We start from the raw sequence: 16,769 nt of genomic DNA, 5'->3' as shown, positions 1-16,769 counted from the left end.
AATCATGGCCGCACTCGATGGCCTTTGACACTCACCTTGACGATTTCGTTACCGAAACATCCTATGACTGAGACCAGCGATGAACAGGTGTTTCGCTCGGACGACGGCGCGATTGCAGCTCGAGGGCCCTTGAAGGGTCACGATTCGGGCCCTCGGAGGACCGGCCGCTAGGTCCAGAAGACGGCCACGCCGGCGGTGACCGCGGTGAGCGCGCCGGTCGCGTAGAAGTGCCCCGCCGCGACCGTTTCACGCTTCTTCCACGCCGGAATCGCGATCATGACGGCGAGGAGCAGCGCGAGCAGGAACTTGACGCCGAGCTTGGCGTGGTTCGCGTCGCCTTCGGCGCTGGCGATCCCGTAGAGGACGATGCCCGTGGCGAGCTGGGCGGCGATGCCGTAGAGCATCGCGGCGTTGACGTTCAAGCGCTTGGCGAGCAGGGCGACCAGCCAGCCGCCGAAGACCGCGGCGAAGCCGAGCAGGTGGAGGTAGCGCAGCAGCAAGTGGACGAATTCCATACGGCGGAGTATTCCAGAGGACGGGACCGGCCGCGCCTGAGCGCGGCCGGTCCCGCAATCGCAGTCACATCGGTGACGCGCGGCGCCGGCGGGGCGTGTCGCTAGCGGACGCGGTGGGCGCCCGCGGCGGCGCGCGCGGTGAAGACCCGCGGCGTCGGCAGGCCCTTGGCGGCGGCGGCCTCGATGACGGCGGCCTCGACCTTCCCGGCCGCGGCGGTCTCGACGAGGGCGATGGCGCTGCCGCCGAACCCGCCGCCGGTCATGCGCGCGCCCAGGGCCCCGGCCTTGAGCGAGGCCTCGACGGCCGAGTCGAGCTCGACCGAGGAGACCTCGTAGTCGTCGCGAAGGGACACGTGCGAGGCGGTGAGCAGGGGGCCGATCCGGGCCACCAGCCCCTCTTTGAGGACCTGCACGGTGTCGAGGACGCGCTGGTTCTCGGAGACGACGTGGCGCAGGCGGCGGCTCAGCCGGTCGTCGTCGAGGTAGGCGTGCCGGGGGGCGTCCCGCAGGGACGGCACGCCGAGCAGCCGGGCGGCCTCCTCGCAGTCGGCGCGGCGCGAGGCGTACTCGCCGTCGGCGTGCCGGTGGGGGGCGTTCGTGTCGATGACGAGCATCGTCAGGCCCTCGGCGGCGAGGTCGAACGGCTCCTGCTCGCGCGCGAGGTCCCGGCAGTCCATGAACATGACGTTGCCTTCCATGCACAGCAGGGAGGCCGACTGGTCGAGCACGCCCGTGGGCGCGCCGACGTACTCGTTCTCGGCCCGCTGCGCGATGCGGGCGGCCTCGGGCCGGTCGATCTCGTGGCCGTACAGGTCCGCGAGCGCGAGCAGCACCGCGCACTCGAGCGCGGCCGACGAGGACAGGCCCGCGCCGTGGGGCACGTCGGAGTGGATCGCGATGCGCGCGGGCGCGACCGGGTAGCCGGACTCGTTCAGGGCCCAGGCGACGCCGGCGAGGTAGGCGGCCCAGCCGTCGACGCCGTCCGCGGCGGCGCTCCCGAGGTCCTCGGCGCGGACGGTGGCGCCTTCGCCGTAGGTGGAGTGGAACTCCCAGGTGTCCGCTTTGGATGCGGCGGCCGCGGCGTAGAACGGCAGCGCGAACGGCATCACGAAGCCGTCGTTGTAGTCGGTGTGCTCGCCGATGAGGTTGACGCGGCCGGGCGCGGCCCACACGCCTTCGGGCTCGGAGCCGAAGGTCGCACGGAAGGCCGCGGCGGCGGTCTCGGCCAGTTCGACGGCGTGCGCGTCAATGGGTTTCAGCATGGCGAAGGCATTCCGGTTCGGGCGGTGGTGGGTGACGGGATGGGTTTCAGCATGGCGAAGGCATTCCGGTTCGGGCGGTGGTGGGTGACGGGATGGGTTTCAGCATGGCGAAGCCATTCCGGTTCGGGCGGTGGTGGGTGACGGGCGGGCGGTTCAGGCGCGGGCATGCCGGTAGTACTCCCAGGCGTCCGCGACCATGCGGTCGAGGGTCTCGCGGCTGGGCTTCCAGCCGAGTTCGGTCCTCGCGCGCTCGGAGGAGGCGACGAGTTCGGCGGGGTCCCCGGGGCGGCGGGGGCCGATCTCCACGGGGAAGTCCGCGCCGGTGATCTTCTTGACGGTGGCGACGACCTCCTTGTTGGAGAAGCCGTTGCCGTTGCCGAGGTTGTAGATCTTGTGCTGCCCGGGCTCGGCGGCCCTGAGGGCGAGCAGGTGCGCTTCGGCGAGGTCGGCGACGTGGATGTAGTCGCGGATGCAGGTGCCGTCGGGTGTCGGGTAGTCGTCGCCGAAGAGCCCGAACGAGGGGCGCTCGCCGGTGGCGGCCTCGAACGCGATCGGGATGATGTGGGTCTCCGGGTCGTGGTTCTCGCCGTGCCAGAGGCCGGACTTGTCCTGGTAGGCGCCCACGACGTTGAAGTAGCGCAGGGAGACCGCGGCGAGGCCGTGGGCGGTGACCTCGGAGGAGATCGCCATGTCGCTGGCGAGTTTCGAGGCGCCGTAGGTGGAGGTCGGCGCCTTGGCGGCGTCCTCTTTGATGGGGACCTCGGTCGGGTTGCCGTAGACGGCCGCGGTGGAGGAGAACACGAGGGTGCGCACGTTCGCCTCGCGCATGGCGTTCAGCAGCCCGAAGGTCGCGGTGGTGTTGGCCTCCCAGTAGATCTCGGGCTTGGCCATCGATTCGCCCGCGGCGATGAGGCCGCCGAAGTGGAGGACGCCGTCGAAGGAGTCGTCGAGGACCTCGGCCGCGTCCTGGACGCGCTTGCGCACGAGGGTCGCCCCCGCCGGGACGCGCTCGGCGGCGCCGGTCGAGCAGTCGTCGAGGACGACGACCTCGTGGCCCTCTTCGAGCAGCATGGTGGCGACGATCGAACCGATATAACCGGCACCGCCGGTGACGAGGTACTTCACAGTGCTCCTTTGAGGCTGGACTTCTGCAACAGCTCGGCTGACGTCTCGGGGCCGAGGTCGTGGACCCATCCGCCCATGACCGACTCCGAGGAGGCCAGGAATTTGACGCGGCCCGCTCCGCGGCGGATCGAGACCAGTTCGAGGCGCAGGCGCCCCAGCTCGCGGCCTTCGCCGACCGGGGCCTGGTGCCACCCTGCCATGTACGGCATCGGCTCACCGGGGAACGCGCGGTCGCAGCGCCTGAGGACGTCGAGGTAGAGCGGCGCGAACGCGTCGATGAACGCGTCGGGCAGCTCGGCGAGGTCGGCGAAGCGCTCCTTGGGGTAGATCTGCACTTCGAAGGGCCAGCGCGCGGCGTAGGGGGTGAAGGCGATCCAGTGGTCGTTCTCGGCGATGACGCGCGGGCCCCGGCTCTCGGACTCGATGATGTCGTCGAAGAGGTCGCGGCCGGTGGTCTCGCGGTGCCGCTCGGCGGCGGCGAGGTACTTGCGGGTCTGCGGGGTCACGTACGGGTAGCCGTAGATCTGGCCGTGCGGGTGGTGGAGGGTCACGCCGATCTCGACGCCGCGGTTCTCGAAGGGGAAGACCTGGGCGATGTCGCCGCGCGCCGAGAGCTCGGCGGTGCGCTGGGCGAGGGCCCGGACGATGAGGGCGACGCGTTCGGGACTGAGGTCCACGAGGGAGGAGTCGTGGTCGTCGGAGAAGACGACGACCTCGCAGCGGCCCGAGGCGGGCATGGCGGTCTCGAGTCCTTCGGGGGCTTCGGCGGGGACGGGCGGTCCGGGTTCGGCGAAGCCGCCGAAGCTCGGGAAGCGGTTCTCGAAGACCGCGACCTCGTAGTCGGGCGCGGGGACCTCGGTGAGCTCCTCGCCGTCGCTGGGGCAGAGGGGGCAGGCCACGGGGAGGTTCGGGCGCCCGGAGCGTCCGGCGGAGACGGCCACCCACTCGTCGCGGAGCACGTCGTAGCGCAGTTCGCCCGCGCTGACGCGGTCGCCGAGGTCGCGCTTGTCGGCGTGGCCGGCGCGGCCGGTCTCCGGTTCGGTGCTGAAGTAGAGGATCTGGCGGCCGTCGGCGAGGCTGCCGGACTCCATGTGGAACGCGGTCATGGTCTCTTCTCGGTGTGGTGGCGTTTCCCCTGGTCGGGCACGGGTGCGAGCACGACCTGGTCGACGTGCTCGGCGAGGGCCCGGCGGGCCTCCTCGTCGAGGAGGGAATCGGTGACGATGACGTCGGCGTCGTCGAGGGACGCGATCGTGGCGATGCCGACGACGTCGAACTTGGTGTGGTCGGCGACGACCACGAGGCGGCGGCCCTTGGCGGCGAGGGTGGCGACGGTCTCGGCTTCGAGGAGGTTGGGGGTGGTGAACCCGGCGCGCTCGGACATGCCGTGGACGCCGAGGAAGACGGTGTCGACGTTGACCTTCTCCAGGGAGGCGACGGCGAAGGGGCCGACGAGGGCGTCCGAGGGGGTGCGCACGCCGCCGGTGAGGATGACGGTCTGGTCGGCGCGGCCGGCGCGGTAGAAGACGTCGGCGACGGGGACCGAGTTGGTGACGACGGTGAGGTCGGGGACGTCGGTGAGGCGGTGGGCGAGGGTCCAGGTGGTGGTGCCGGCGGAGAGGGCGATGGCCTGGCCGGGGCCGACGAGGGTGGCGGCGGCGTCGGCGACGGCCTGCTTCTCCTGCTCCTGGCGGACCTGCTTGACGGCGAAGCCGGGCTCGGAGGTGGAGCCGAAGTCGACGGCCGTGGCGCCGCCGTGGACCTTCGCGACGAGGCCGCGGTCGGCGAGGGTCTCGAGGTCGCGACGGATCGTCATGTCGGACACGCCGAACTCCTCGACCAGTTCGGCCACGCGGACCGCCCCGGTCCGGTGGACGCGTTCGGCGATCCGGCTCTGTCGCTGCTGCGCCAGCATGACGCCTCTCCTTCGCTCAAGATCCAACACAATTAAACATCAGGATCGGCGGCGGCGCAATACCGGGTGGTCGGCGACTCGGCCCGGATGTCAGAATCGGTCCATGACCACTGCCGATCGCAAGCCCCGCGTCCTCTCAGGGATCCAGCCCACCTCGGACTCGTTCCACCTCGGGAACTACCTGGGCGCGCTCCGGCAGTGGGTGGCGATGCAGGACACCGCGGACGCGTTCTACATGGTCGTCGACCTCCACGCGATCACCGTCGATCACGATCCAAAGGTATTGCACCAGCGCTCACGCGTGAGCGCCGCTCAGCTCCTCGCGCTCGGGCTCGACCCCGAGCGATGCACCCTCTTCGTGCAGTCGCAGGTCCCCGAGCACCCGATGCTCGCCTGGATCCTGGGCGCCGAGACCGGATTCGGCGAGGCCGGCCGCATGACCCAGTTCAAGGACAAGTCCGCCAAACAAGAACGCACAACCGTGGGCCTGTTCACGTACCCGATCCTCCAGGCCGCCGACATCCTGCTGTACCAGACCGACCAGGTCCCGGTCGGCGAGGACCAGCGCCAGCACCTGGAGCTGACCCGCGACCTCGCGGGCCGGTTCAACACGACCTACGGCGCGACGTTCAAGGTGCCCGAGCCCTACATCGTCAAGGAGACCGCGACGATCAAGGACCTCGCCGAGCCCGAGAAGAAGATGTCGAAGTCCTCCCCGAGCCCGCGCGGGTGCCTGTACCTGCTCGACGAGCCCGGCCAGATGCGCAAGAAGATCAAGAGCGCCGTCACCGACTCCGAGGCCGAAGTCCGCTACGACCCCGAGAAGAAGCCGGGCGTGTCGAACCTCCTGAACATCTACGCCGCCCTCGGGGGGACGACCGTGGAGAAGCTCGAAGCCGAGTACGCCGGGAAGGGCTACGGGGACTTCAAGGGCGACCTCGCCGAGGTCGCGGCCGACGCGCTCGGGCCGATCGCGGTGCGGACCAAGGAGTACCTCGCCGACAAGGCCGAACTGGACCGGATTCTCACGCGGGGCGCGGAGAAGGCGCGGCAAGTCGCTTCCCGCACGCTCGCCAAGGCGTACAAGAAGGTCGGGTTCTACCCGCCGGTGGCGCTTTAGTGTCGTCGGATCCAGCGGCGCCGTTCGGCCGCGCCGGGCGGGGGCGGGTCGTCAACATCGGGGTGGCGATCCCCGTGCCCTCACCGTGGCGCGAGGTGCTCGACGACGCCCGCATCGCCTCGGGCGACCCGCTCGGCGGGATCGTACCCGCGCACTTGACGCTGCTCGGACCCACGGAGATCCCGGCGGAGGCGCTGGAGGGCTACCAGGCGCATCTGACGGCGGTGGCGGCCTCGTTCCCGCAGTTCGACCTGCATCTGCGGGGGACCGGCTCGTTCCGGCCGGTGACCGAAGTGGTGTTCGTGGCCGTCGTGGACGGGATCGCCGTGTGCGAGCAGCTGGAATCGGCGATCCGCCGGGGGCCGGCGCGCCGGGAGCGGAACTTCCCGTACCACCCGCACGTGACGGTGGCGCAGAACGTGGGGACGGTCGCGCTCGACGCGGCGTTCCACGCGCTCGCGGGCTTCGAGGCGAAGTTCCGGGTCGAGTCGTTCACGCTGTACACGCACCCGAGCCCGGGCGACTGGACTTCGGACACCCTCACGGGCGCACCGGTGCCGTGGACGCCGAGAGCGGTCTTCCGCCTGGGAAGCCGCTGAGCCGCCGGGGGCCGTGGGCGCAGCCCGGCGGCGTGCAGGGCCGCTAGAAGTCGAAGAGGTCTTCGAAGACGCTCTTCTTTTTCTTCTTCTTGTAGTAGTAGTCGTCCTTGCGGCGGTCGCCGTAGTGGTCGTCGCGACGGCGGTCGTCGTAGCGGCGGTCATCGTGGCGGCGATCGTCGTATCGCGGTTCGCGCGGGGGCGGACCGGTGGGCACGCCGGGAGCGATGGGGGCGCCGCCGCCGTGGAAGGAAGCCTCGAAGTTCATCAGGTGCTCGAGCTCGCCGCGGTCGAGGAAGATCCCCTTGCATTCGGAGCACTGCTCCACGACCACGCCGTTGCGCTCGTACTGGTGCATCGGGTTCTGACATTTCGGACAGAGCATCTGCATCATGACATCAACTTATCGTGAAATCGCCATGGATGCCTAATCAGAACCGGGCACCCCGCCTGAGAGTTCTCACAGCAAGAACGGCACCGGTAAGAAACCTGACTAAAAGCGTTCCGGCATCGACAGCGACACTCCGTTCATGAAAGCGTCGGCGTGGCGCGGGCAACCCCCGCGCAGAACGACAGAAACGGAGTGGATCGTGAAACGAATCCTGACAGCGCTCGCCGCCGTCGCCGCCGCGGCGGCGTTCACCACCGGCTTCGCCGCGACCGCACAGGCCGAGGACGCGGACGCCGCCGCGGTCTGTTCGACCGTGGCGAAGGAGCACCGCACCGTGTGGGCGCAACCCGCCGTGGGAGCGAGCGTCGGATCGGTCGTCGCCGGGCGCTCGTACGACGCCGACTGCGCGCTGGTGCCGGGCGGCACGTACACCGCCTGCGGCGCGACCACCGACCAGTGGGCCTACGTCAACTACTACGGCGACTCGTGGGGTTACGTCCCGAGCACCTGCGTCGTCTGGGCCTCCTGACCCCCGCGGGCCGCACGGCAGCGTGCGGCCCGTCCGAACCCCTTAGGCCCCAGCGCAGACGCTCGATCCGTCCGAAGAGGACGTCCTCCAACCGAACGGCGCAGAGCGAATCGCTTCGGCCCACCTCCGCATGTCGCGGCCGGGACGTCGGCGGTCGCCGCCGGGAACACGCGAACCCGTGCAGCGCAGCAGACCGGCGGGCAGGGGGCCGGGCCTGGTCTCGCTTACGCGAAGGGGTCGTTCTCGTCGTTGAAACGGGCGAGGCCCCAGATGTCGTCGTCCTCGGTCAGCCAGGTCTCCCTGCCCTGTTCGTCCTCGCCGGTCGCGCCGGCCGGACGGCCGCCCATCATGCCGCCGCCCGCGCCCGCACGGCCTGCCGCGCCGGCACCGGCTTTGCCGCCGGGGCCGCTCGCGCCGCCCGCGGCCTTGCCGAACAGGCCTTGCCCGCGGCCGGGACCACTCGCGCCGCTGCCGCGACCCACGCCGCCCGGGCTCGATCCGCCCACGGACGGGCCGAACAGACCGGCACCGGCACCAAGGCCCATGCCCCCGCCGCCCATGCCGCCGCCACCCGTGCCGGCGCCGAAAGCGGTACCCGCGCCCGGTGCGGTCAGCGCCCCCGGGCCGAGACCGCCACCGGAGGCCAGACCGCCGGAGGTCTCGTCATCGTCCGAACCGCCGGTCTCCCAAGGGTTCGCACCGTCGAGGCCACTGCCACCGCTGTAGCCGCCGCCGTTGCCGCCGGGGATGGTCGGGCCGCCGCCGAAGGGCGTGGGGGACTCCGGCGGGATCAAACCCGCGGAACCCGAACTGGAAGGCAGGCCGTTGAAGTCGCCGCCGCCGGGCGGCGAGTAGTCGGCGCCCGCCAGGTCTCCGGCCGAGTCCCGGAACGTCGTCTCACCGGAGGGCTGGACGCTCGGCGTGAACTCGGAGGCGGAGACCTCGGCGTCCTGCCAGCGGGCGGTGACCGAGTCGTTCTGTTCGGCCGCACGGGCTTCGTAGTCCTGGGAACCGGCCTCATAGTCCTGCTGGGCCCGCGTGTTCGCGTCCTGCTCGGCCAGACGCTGGGCCTCGGCCCGCAGCGAGGACTCCTGCGAGGCGGTCAGCGTGGTCGCCTCGGCCTTCTCGGAGGCGTTCATGCCGGTGGTGTCGACGCCGTTGACATGCTCGGCCTTGAGACGCGTGTAGTGGTACTCGGTCTGGTCGACGACGTACTGGTTCAGCTCGTTCGTGTACTCGCCGTCGAACCCGCCCATCTCCATCGCGCCCTTGACGCCGTCGTCCTCGCCGTCCCAGGAGCACCCGTCGGTGATCTCGCACTCGCCGGAGTGGAACGGAGGACGGACATGGACCTTGGTGTCGGTGAACAGGCTGCCCTCGTCCTCGACCCAGTACTGCGGCGCGGGGTACGGCAGCTCGCCGGAGCCGGCGCCCTGGAGGTTGTAGATCTCGTCGCCCTTTTGATTGAGCAGACCGGCCATGCCGGTGGTTTCAGTGCCAATGTCGCTCGCGATCTGGGCGCAGTTGGCGAACACCGCCTCCATCTGCTCGGCGAACGCGTCGAAGTCGCTGCCCTGCCAGCCGTTCGCCAACTCCGACAATTTCGAACGCAGGATCGGTTCGACTGCCGTCCCCTCGTTCACCGAGAAGTCGTTGTTGAAGAGCAACCACTTGGCCGCGATTTCCTTGAGCGCATATTTGTCCGGGTCGGCGGGCCTGATCTGGGCGACCAGAGACTGGACTTCCTCCTGGCTGGGAGCCGCGGTGCCGGTGGCCACACACTTGAGGCTGGAGATCTGCCCGGCGACGGGAATGGCCGAGACGAGTTTGACCCAGGCGTCTTCGGCCGGATTGTGGGTGTTCTGGCAATCGCCGTTGGTGCAGGGGTCGCCACTGAGATAAGCGCCGTCGGCGCTCGCCTGCTGGCTGTTGATGGCGTCCTGACCGGTCAGGTCTGCGTGGTCTTCGGTGGCAAACTCGATGTCGCTCATGGCTATTGAACCTCCGCGAGCCGGTCGTTGATGGTCTGGTTGACCTCAGGCAGGTAGGTATCGATGAACCATCGGTTGAGTTCATCTCTGGTGAACTGGTATGCCGGAGTTCCTTCGTTCCGAAGTCCGAAGTCTGCGCCGTAGTTCAGCTGGATGTGGAACACCCACTGACCATCGCGGGCAACGAGCTCGAGGTTGGGGCTCTCGGCGCTGCCGATCCAGGAGACCAAGGTTCCCTGGTCCCAGGGGTCGGCGAACTCTTCGCTCTGGGCATCGGCCCCCTGAGACGACGCCGACTCTGCGGCGGCGAGGCGGTCCGCAAAGGCGGTCGTGGCCTGGTCTTCGCTCTCAGTGGGAACGATCTTGACCTTGATTTCGCCGCCGCCCATGGTGCTCGCATACTCATCCGCCGCGGAAACGCTGATGAGATCACCGCAGCCAATAGCCTCGGGATCGAAGGTGTTGCCGATCTCCGAGTTGCTCGGCTCGCCGCCTGCAGCAGTGGTCGAACCGTAGCCTTCGATCCCCATGTAGTCGGTGATGGGCTGGAGATTGTTCAGGACCTCGCAGGCGTTCCAGGAGGCCATTTCGGTGTAGACCGGGTCGTCGCCGCCCTCACCTGAATCGTCGGTGGAGGAGCCGTCGGTCTCGCCGGTGATGACGCTGCAGCCGGTCAAGACGAACGCGGCGGCGCCTGCCGCGGCGAAGGCCTTGGCGGCCTTGGCGAAAGTGTGCTTCATGCGCTTGGGAGTCCTGGTTCTAGAGGTCGGAGCCGGTGGCGTCGAGTTCGACGATGTTCAGTTCCTCGGCATCGGTGCTCAGGCCCATCGACTCGTTGAGCGTCACGATCGCGCCGTAGAGGTCGGCGCGGAGCTTCTGCAGGTTGTCCCAGGTGTCCCGGTGCGCCTGGGCGTACTGCTGCCGGGCCGCCTGCGAGGAGTCGAGGAGCCCGAAGCCCGGTTCGGCGCCGAGTTCGTTGCCGGGCTGCAGTTTTCCGGTCAGCTCGGTGACGAAGTTGAGACGGGCCACCAGCTCGTCGCGGTAAGCGGTCAGGTACTCGGGATCCAGGATGCGTTGCGCCACGGCGGGCCCTCCGGGGGGAGATTTGGGATCTTCAGTGCTCAACGCCAGGGTACCAACCGATTACGAACCGCAGTTCCCCAGTTAATGCCATACTCCTGTGCCAAGAACTAGACACTTCTGCACGTCGCGCGTGTCGCGAATCGATTCCGTCGCACCTTTGTGCCAGCCTGAAAGGACCGCCCAGTGGGCGGATGTCAGCACAATTGAACGGACCGGTGGGTCGCCCTTCCAACGCCAATCAGATCGGCGACCCACCTCCCAACCAGGGAAGGAAACCCTCCATGGTTAGCGTCAGCCTACGCCAAAACCCGCCGGAACCGGTAGGTCGAAACGCCTCCGCCGCCGAACCGTCCATCGCCGATCTCGGTCTGACAGAACGCGTCGACGGCTATTACGACTGGGCGGGCCGCCGCCTGTTCCTCGCCGATCGGTCACCCGATCCGATGACTCCCGGGGCTTACCGCCATCAGGCTCATCCCGACCTGTGCGATCCCGCCGCGCCCGAGTCCGATCCGGCCTCGCCGCGCTACGAGCCGCCGCACCTGCGCCACCGTCCCGGCGACACGTGGGAGGTCGGCGGCAAGCCCCGCGACCCCGACGATCCCGGGCCGTACGGGACCGCCGGTTGGCGGCCGGACCCGCGCACCGGACGCCACCGTCGCGGCGAACTGCCCGACCCGATCCCGCCGTGGGAGCAGCCCGAGGCGACGCACTCCGCGGCCCGGCAGGGCTCGGAGCGCCCCCGCGCCTGGCGCAACAGGTCCCGCGACGACGATGAGGGGAGCGGAGGCGGCCTGCCGACCGTGCCCGAGCAGCCTCCGGCGCAGCCGCGTAGCCGCCCGAGCTTCTGGTCCGAGGCGCGGGCAGAGGAACAGGTGAACGCCGAAGCTGCGCCCGAGGAGCCTTACCGGTTCTCGAAGATGCGCGAGGACGCTTGGGACCGGTTCGTCGTCAAGTCCGCCGACCTCGCCGCCGCCCACCAGGTCACGGCATTGGGGCTCACCTGCGAGTACGGCCGGATGACCTCTTGGCTCATACGCGTGTTCCGGTGGATCGTCGCGATCATCAAGGGCCCCAGCACGAACGAGAGTTCGCCGACGCGCGGCGGCACGCAGCTCGCCCCGGCGACCAGTGATGCCCAAGCCGCCCACGCCCAGCTCGCCGCGCACTGGCGGGAGCAGCCCCGGCAGGCCCGGCCCCGGCCCTCGCCGCTGCCATACATGTCCCGTTGGGAACAGACCTTCGACGCCCAGCGCGGGTTCAACGAGGCGGCGGTCCTGTGAACGGCACGCATTACCTCGCCACGGCGTGGATCGGCGAACGCCTGCTGCGGTTCACCGCCATCCCGTACCAGGCGCGGCTCCGCATCACCTTCGGCGGCATCGGCACGCAGCCCGAGGCCCTCGGCTCCGTGATCGGGCTCGACACCGATGCTCCTGGACTCCGCGTCTCTGCGCCGCTCCACGTGGAATGGGCGACCATCCACAGTGCATCGATCATCGCCGAAGCCGTCAGCATCTGGAACGAGGTCCGCCGCGACTGCGACGGGTGATCCTCCCCCGCTGAAGACGAGTCGGCGCGCTGCGGTGGGGCAGCGCGCCGGCGCCCGCCGCAGAGGTCGGCCGCGCGTCACTCCGGTGCCTCGTCGAGGAGGCGACTTCGGCACTCCGATGGCTCCGTACCCGGCACGCCCGACTGAATCTCTCCCCCAAGGTGGTTCTCCGTCTTCGGGCCGGCGTCCGGTCAGTCCTCGAACACCTCGCGGACCAGCTTCCCCACCTCCACGGTCAGATCCTCCACCGACACCTCCCCCGGACCGAAGTACTTCGGATCGAGGTCCGAGTCCGAGTCGAGGTTCCTGCTCTGGATGACGAGTCGCAGATTGCTCGTGGAGGCGACGCACTCGTAGGAGGCCGGCACGCTCGAGGTGATTCGATCGCGGCAGATGCCGTGCTCCCATCCGTTCAGCGTTTCGTAGTCGATGCGCCAGCCGTCGCCGCCCAGGTTCTGCTCGGCCGCGGGGTCGAACGGGCCGTACGAACGGTCGTCGTTGACGCTGACCTCGATGGAGAGGGACTGGCCGTCCGTGGCGGAGTCCGTCCGCCATCGCCAGTCGCACAGGTAGGAGTCGTACGACGGCTCGAGCCTGGAGACGTCGGGGCGCGGAGCGTCGGCCTCGCCCCAGTCGAGCAGCCCGGTGACGGTCTCGGTCCCCCCGAGGCACGCCTCCGACCAGGCTGCGGGGGCGACGAACCGGTAGTCGAGGCCGATCTGCTTGAAGAGCGGATAGGCCGCCAACAGTCCGAGGAAGGCGAGGACGATGCCCCCTACGACGAGCATCCGGCGCTTGGAACCCGGCTCCCACCTTCGCGGCCCCATGGAGACGTCAGAGGCTGGAGGCATGGTGGAAACTCTCCGTGTCGACGTCCTCGGCCCCGGGAGGTGCGGGAATGGCGATCTCGCGCATGCTCCATTCACTGCGCAGCGCGTCGATGCTCTCGCAGATCTCGTCGTCGGCTTCTCTGATCGCACTCTCGACTTCACTGAACCGCTCCCCGAGAGAGGTCAGCAAGGTCTCGAGATTGTTGGCGGTCAACTGCTTCTCGGTCACCTGGAACGAATACATGCTGCCCGCCAACGCGGAGGCACCGCCTCCGACAGCCCGACGATGGCCAGTGCGCCCGCTGCGGCGCCCGCGCTCAACCCGGCCGCGATGACGCCCAGGACAGCGAACGTCATCGTTCGCTGCATGGTCTCCTGGGTCTCCCAGTACGTCTTGATCAGGTCGTCCGCGAGCTTGTTGGCGCCCGCGATCAGACTCGCGACCGACTCCTTGGCGGACGTCGCGATCGCGTCCATCGAGGCGCAGGCGTTGATCGCAGCGGCGAACAGCTCCGCCTGCCTCGCCTGGGCGGGTCCGTACCCGGCGAAGTACTCCTCGAACGCCTCGGCGGCGTCGCCGTACCAGTTACCGATCTTTCCGAGCACGTTGCCCGGCGCTCCTTCGAGGCCGACCATGTCCATGGCCGTTCCGTCGAGGAGTTCGGCAGCGCCCCGGAACTGCTCGGCATCGATGCTGAAGATGTTCCGGCAGAAGTCGGGGATGCCGCCCAGGTCCGGATAGTCGCCGCTGGAGATCACCGCGCCGACCTCCTCTACCGCAGCGTTGTAGTACGCCTGGAACGGAAGGCCCGTGCCCACTGCCGCCGCCGCGGCGGATATCGGGTTCCAGGCGTCGATCGCCATTTCGAGGGCCTTCAACTCATTGGCCTTGACGGCGAAGTCGTAGAGGGCCTGCTCGAGCTCCTCCGGCGTGTTCGGGTCTGTCATTTCGTCTCCTCTGTGCCGTCGATCAGATCTGCGTCAGTCCCGAGGGATCGGCCCACCGGAGTTGCTGCGGCCTTCGGGATAGACGGGCTCAGACGACGGCCGCCGTGTTCCATCATCGGTGAAGCCCTCCGCCGTCAGCGAGTCGAAGTCCGCCTGCGTCTCATCGTCCGTGGACGCATAGTTCTCTACGACCTGGGTGAGCGTCACCGCTGCGGATTCGATGTTCTCGCTGCTCTTAGCGAACGCGTACTGGACTTCGTCCCGGAGGGTGAGCAGCGCGGAGCCGGAGCGGAAGATGCCGCCGCCTGGGAACGCGGCCCCGGCAACGGGCGACGGGTCGAGTTCGTAGGCCGACGACTGGGCGAGAGCGGCCGAATAGCCGCTGTACTGCTCCGCGAGCGGGCGCAGATCCTTCTGGGCCACTTCGTACAGCTCGTAGAGATCGGCGGCGAACTGGCCGCCTTCACCGGGGGTTTCGGGCATGCGGGTACTCCTGGGGTCGCAGGGGGAGGACGCGTCGTTGCGGGGTTACATGAGGTTACAGCGTTTATGCCGAAATAGTGGTACTGAGCCTGTTTCAGGCTTCCTGGAGTCGGACCTCGAGGGCTTCGAGACCACGGTGAGTGATGCCCGGAGAGGCGTCAACGGGTAGAGCAGGGCGCGGCCGTGATGATGAGCGGCGACCCACTCGATGTCGGCGCCGGCGATCTCGTCGTCGACCCAGCAAACGAACGTCCGTTGGCCCAGGCGACCAGCGTGCGAGCTTCCAATGCAGATTGGACCACCGGTCTTCGAGTTCGCCCTCGCTCGACGGTTCCGGCCGGTGCACCGCCGACAATGGCGACAGCCCCGCCGAGGCGCCAATGCGGTGTCGGCCTCATCTTCCCAGGTTGGGTCCCCGATGAGTCGGCATGGCGGCACGGCCAGTCGATGAGCCGGCTCAGCGTCGATCCCTGCAGGGTACGGCTCGGTGACGCTCGCCTCCGATCCGTTGCCGTTCTGCCCGCCAGATGGCGTATATCGGTCCATGGTGCGCGGGCTCGTCGCGGTTGGTGTGGTGATGATGGAACGAGAATCCATGGACATGGAAGTCGTCAAGGCAGCGAGACCGTATCCCCCGAGACGGCCGCCACGCGGAACGCGATGCCGGCATGAGGGCTGCGCGGTCCCCGCTCCGCAGACGGAAGCGCCCGGTCGATGCTCCTTGACGGGGCGGAGTACCGATCGGGCGCTTTCGCTTCGCTCGCTGCTGCCTCAGTGCGTGAAGTGGCGGGTTCCGGTGAGGTACATCGTGATGCCGGCTTCTTTGGCGGCCGAGACGACTTCCTCGTCGCGGACGGAGCCGCCCGGTTGGACGACGGCCTTCACGCCGCCGTCGATGAGGATCTGCAGGCCGTCGGCGAACGGGAAGAACGCGTCCGAGGCCGCGACCGAACCGGTCGCCCGCTCGCCCGCGCGCTCGATCGCGAGTTTCGCCGAGTCGACGCGGTTGACCTGGCCCATGCCGACGCCGACCGAGGCGTTGTCGGCGGCCAGGAGGATCGCGTTGGACTTCACCGCGCGCACCGCGCGCCAGGCGAAGACGAGGTCGGCGAGGGTCGCGGCGTCGGCGGCGTCGCCCGTGGCGAGGGTCCAGTTCGCCGGGTCGTCGCCGTCGGCGTCGATGCGGTCGGGCCGCTGCGCGAGCACCCCGCCCGAGATCGGCTTCAGCTCGACGTCGGCCGGGGCCCACTCGGGAACCTGGAGGAGGCGGAGGTTCTTCTTCGCCGAGAGGATCGCGACCGCCTCCTTGGTGAAGGACGGCGCGACGACGACCTCGGTGAAGATCGCGACGATCTGCGCGGCGGCCTCGGCGTCGACTTCGGCGTTGGCGGCGATGACGCCGCCGAAGGCGCTCACCGGGTCGCATTCGTGGGCCTTGCGGTGGGCCTCGGCGATCGAGCCGCCCACGGCGATGCCGCACGGGTTGGCGTGCTTGATGATCGCGACGCACGGGTCGGTGAAGTCGTGCGCGGCGCGCCAGGCGGCGTCGGCGTCGGTGTAGTTGTTGAAGCTCATGGCCTTGCCGTGGAGCTGCTCGGCCTGCGCGAGACCGGGCGCGCCGGGCGCGGCGTAGACGGCGGCCGGCTGGTGGGGGTTCTCGCCGTAGCGCAGGTCGGCGAGCTTGGTCATCGGCACGGCCTGGAAGTCGGGGAGTCCGGCGTCCGCGGACTGCTCCCCTTCGGGGCCGTCGACCTGCTCGGCGAGCCAGGTGGCGACGGCGGCGTCGTAGGTGGCGAGGTGCGCGAAGGCCTTGGCGGCCAAGCGGAGCCGCTGCGCGGCGGTGGTGCCTTCGGTGGCGGCCTCGCGGACGAGCGCGTAGTCGGCGGGGTCGACGACGACCGCGACGTTGGCGTGGTTCTTGGCCGCGCCGCGGACCATCGAGGGGCCGCCGACGTCGATCTTCTCGACGATGTCGTCGAAGCCCGCGCCGGAGGCGACCGTGGCCGCGAACGGGTAGAGGTTGCCCACGAGCAGGTCGAAGGCGTCGATGCCGAGCTCCGCGAGCTGCGCGCGGTGCGACTCGCGGCGGACGTCGGCGAGCATGCCGGCGTGGACCTTCGGGTGGAGGGTCTTGACGCGGTCGTCGAGGATCTCGGGGAAGCCCGTGAGGCCTTCGACCTTCGTGACGGGGACGCCGGCCTCGCTGATGCGCGCGGCGGTCGAGCCGGTCGAGACGAGTTCGACGCCCGCCGTGTGGAGATCGGCGGCCAGTTCGACGATGCCGGTCTTGTCGAAGACCGAGATGAGGGCTCGCTTGATGCGCTTCCGCTCAGACATGAATGCACTGCTCCTGATCGAGTAATGACTGCGGCCCAGGCGTTCGACCGCAGTAACAGGTTCAGCAGTGCCGCTCCCTGGTGGTGCTCCAC

General features: G+C 69.2%; 19 protein-coding genes. 5 read left to right on the top strand and 14 right to left on the bottom strand.

Annotated features, from left to right (window positions below):
- Nucleotides 1-167: 167 nt before the first annotated feature.
- The 5 genes from K3N28_RS10945 to K3N28_RS10925 all read right to left on the bottom strand — a co-directional run bounded on the left by K3N28_RS10945 (nt 168) and on the right by K3N28_RS10925 (nt 4,817).
- Entirely contained in the window at nt 168-515 is a 348-nt protein-coding gene (locus K3N28_RS10945; protein WP_228092569.1) for a hypothetical protein, read from the bottom strand.
- A gap of 101 nt (nt 516-616) precedes the next feature.
- Nucleotides 617-1,777, bottom strand: coding sequence for a galactokinase (galK, locus tag K3N28_RS10940; protein ID WP_228092568.1), 1,161 nt, complete (start codon nt 1,775-1,777; stop codon nt 617-619).
- Between the two features lie 153 nt (nt 1,778-1,930).
- On the bottom strand, nt 1,931-2,902 hold the full coding sequence (gene galE, locus K3N28_RS10935; protein WP_228092567.1) for a UDP-glucose 4-epimerase GalE: 972 nt from the start codon (nt 2,900-2,902) through the stop codon (nt 1,931-1,933).
- Complete coding sequence (gene galT, locus K3N28_RS10930; protein WP_228092566.1) at nt 2,899-4,008, bottom strand: galactose-1-phosphate uridylyltransferase; 1,110 nt, start codon at nt 4,006-4,008, stop codon at nt 2,899-2,901. The genes galE and galT overlap by 4 nt, the downstream gene beginning before the upstream one ends.
- Nucleotides 4,005-4,817: a DeoR/GlpR family DNA-binding transcription regulator gene (locus K3N28_RS10925; protein ID WP_228092565.1), complete on the bottom strand. Its 813-nt coding sequence runs from the start codon at nt 4,815-4,817 to the stop codon at nt 4,005-4,007. The genes galT and K3N28_RS10925 overlap by 4 nt, the downstream gene beginning before the upstream one ends.
- 103 nt (nt 4,818-4,920) lie before the next feature.
- On the opposite strand from K3N28_RS10925, the gene trpS reads away from it, so the two are divergent.
- Both trpS and K3N28_RS10915 read left to right on the top strand, forming a co-directional pair.
- On the top strand, nt 4,921-5,937 hold the full coding sequence (gene trpS, locus K3N28_RS10920; RefSeq protein WP_228092564.1) for a tryptophan--tRNA ligase: 1,017 nt from the start codon (nt 4,921-4,923) through the stop codon (nt 5,935-5,937).
- Nucleotides 5,937-6,536, top strand: coding sequence for a 2'-5' RNA ligase family protein (locus K3N28_RS10915; RefSeq protein ID WP_228092563.1), 600 nt, complete (start codon nt 5,937-5,939; stop codon nt 6,534-6,536). Before trpS ends, K3N28_RS10915 begins: the two co-directional genes overlap by 1 nt.
- Before the next feature lie 43 nt (nt 6,537-6,579).
- Here K3N28_RS10915 and K3N28_RS10910 read toward each other — a convergent pair whose 3' ends face one another.
- Nucleotides 6,580-6,927, bottom strand: coding sequence for a zf-TFIIB domain-containing protein (locus tag K3N28_RS10910; RefSeq protein WP_228092562.1), 348 nt, complete (start codon nt 6,925-6,927; stop codon nt 6,580-6,582).
- 196 nt (nt 6,928-7,123) lie between these two features.
- On the opposite strand from K3N28_RS10910, the gene K3N28_RS10905 reads away from it, so the two are divergent.
- Nucleotides 7,124-7,453, top strand: coding sequence for a hypothetical protein (locus K3N28_RS10905; RefSeq protein ID WP_228092561.1), 330 nt, complete (start codon nt 7,124-7,126; stop codon nt 7,451-7,453).
- 224 nt (nt 7,454-7,677) lie between these two features.
- On the opposite strand, the gene K3N28_RS10900 is transcribed toward K3N28_RS10905, so the two are convergent.
- From K3N28_RS10900 to K3N28_RS10890, 3 genes are read right to left on the bottom strand one after another with little or no spacing between them, the layout of a single operon-like run.
- Nucleotides 7,678-9,444: a hypothetical protein gene (locus K3N28_RS10900; protein WP_228092560.1), complete on the bottom strand. Its 1,767-nt coding sequence runs from the start codon at nt 9,442-9,444 to the stop codon at nt 7,678-7,680.
- A gap of 2 nt (nt 9,445-9,446) precedes the next feature.
- Nucleotides 9,447-10,184 carry a hypothetical protein gene (locus tag K3N28_RS10895; RefSeq protein ID WP_228092559.1) on the bottom strand — a complete coding sequence of 246 codons (738 nt, stop codon included), beginning with the start codon at nt 10,182-10,184 and terminating at the stop codon, nt 9,447-9,449.
- Between the two features lie 19 nt (nt 10,185-10,203).
- A complete protein-coding gene (locus K3N28_RS10890) occupies nt 10,204-10,527 on the bottom strand; it encodes a hypothetical protein (protein WP_228092558.1) in 324 nt (107 codons plus the stop codon).
- A 281-nt stretch (nt 10,528-10,808) separates the two neighbouring features.
- Between K3N28_RS10890 and K3N28_RS10885 the strand changes: the two genes are divergently transcribed.
- Both K3N28_RS10885 and K3N28_RS10880 read left to right on the top strand, forming a co-directional pair.
- The gene (locus K3N28_RS10885; protein WP_228092557.1) at nt 10,809-11,810 is read left to right on the top strand and encodes a hypothetical protein; all 1,002 of its coding nucleotides are present in this window, start codon (nt 10,809-10,811) and stop codon (nt 11,808-11,810) included.
- A complete protein-coding gene (locus K3N28_RS10880; RefSeq protein WP_228092556.1) occupies nt 11,807-12,079 on the top strand; it encodes a hypothetical protein in 273 nt (90 codons plus the stop codon). The genes K3N28_RS10885 and K3N28_RS10880 overlap by 4 nt, the downstream gene beginning before the upstream one ends.
- Before the next feature lie 191 nt (nt 12,080-12,270).
- Here K3N28_RS10880 and K3N28_RS10875 read toward each other — a convergent pair whose 3' ends face one another.
- The 5 genes from K3N28_RS10875 to purH all read right to left on the bottom strand — a co-directional run bounded on the left by K3N28_RS10875 (nt 12,271) and on the right by purH (nt 16,677).
- Nucleotides 12,271-12,930: a hypothetical protein gene (locus tag K3N28_RS10875; RefSeq protein WP_228092555.1), complete on the bottom strand. Its 660-nt coding sequence runs from the start codon at nt 12,928-12,930 to the stop codon at nt 12,271-12,273.
- Complete coding sequence (locus K3N28_RS10870) at nt 12,914-13,138, bottom strand: hypothetical protein (RefSeq protein WP_228092554.1); 225 nt, start codon at nt 13,136-13,138, stop codon at nt 12,914-12,916. Before K3N28_RS10870 ends, K3N28_RS10875 begins: the two co-directional genes overlap by 17 nt.
- Complete coding sequence (locus K3N28_RS10865) at nt 13,135-13,857, bottom strand: WXG100 family type VII secretion target (protein WP_228092553.1); 723 nt, start codon at nt 13,855-13,857, stop codon at nt 13,135-13,137. The genes K3N28_RS10870 and K3N28_RS10865 overlap by 4 nt, the downstream gene beginning before the upstream one ends.
- A gap of 33 nt (nt 13,858-13,890) precedes the next feature.
- Complete coding sequence (locus tag K3N28_RS10860) at nt 13,891-14,340, bottom strand: hypothetical protein (protein WP_228092552.1); 450 nt, start codon at nt 14,338-14,340, stop codon at nt 13,891-13,893.
- Nucleotides 14,341-15,111: 771 nt separating this feature from the next.
- A complete protein-coding gene (gene purH, locus K3N28_RS10855; protein WP_228092551.1) occupies nt 15,112-16,677 on the bottom strand; it encodes a bifunctional phosphoribosylaminoimidazolecarboxamide formyltransferase/IMP cyclohydrolase in 1,566 nt (521 codons plus the stop codon).
- Nucleotides 16,678-16,769 lie beyond the last annotated feature (92 nt).

Origin of the sequence: Glycomyces sp. TRM65418 (assembly GCF_019710475.1) — a bacterium.
In the GTDB taxonomy this organism is placed as follows: Bacteria; Actinomycetota; Actinomycetes; order Mycobacteriales; family Micromonosporaceae; genus Glycomyces.
The sequence above is the reverse complement of the archived record's forward strand: the minus strand, read 5'-3'. Positions and strand labels throughout refer to the sequence as shown.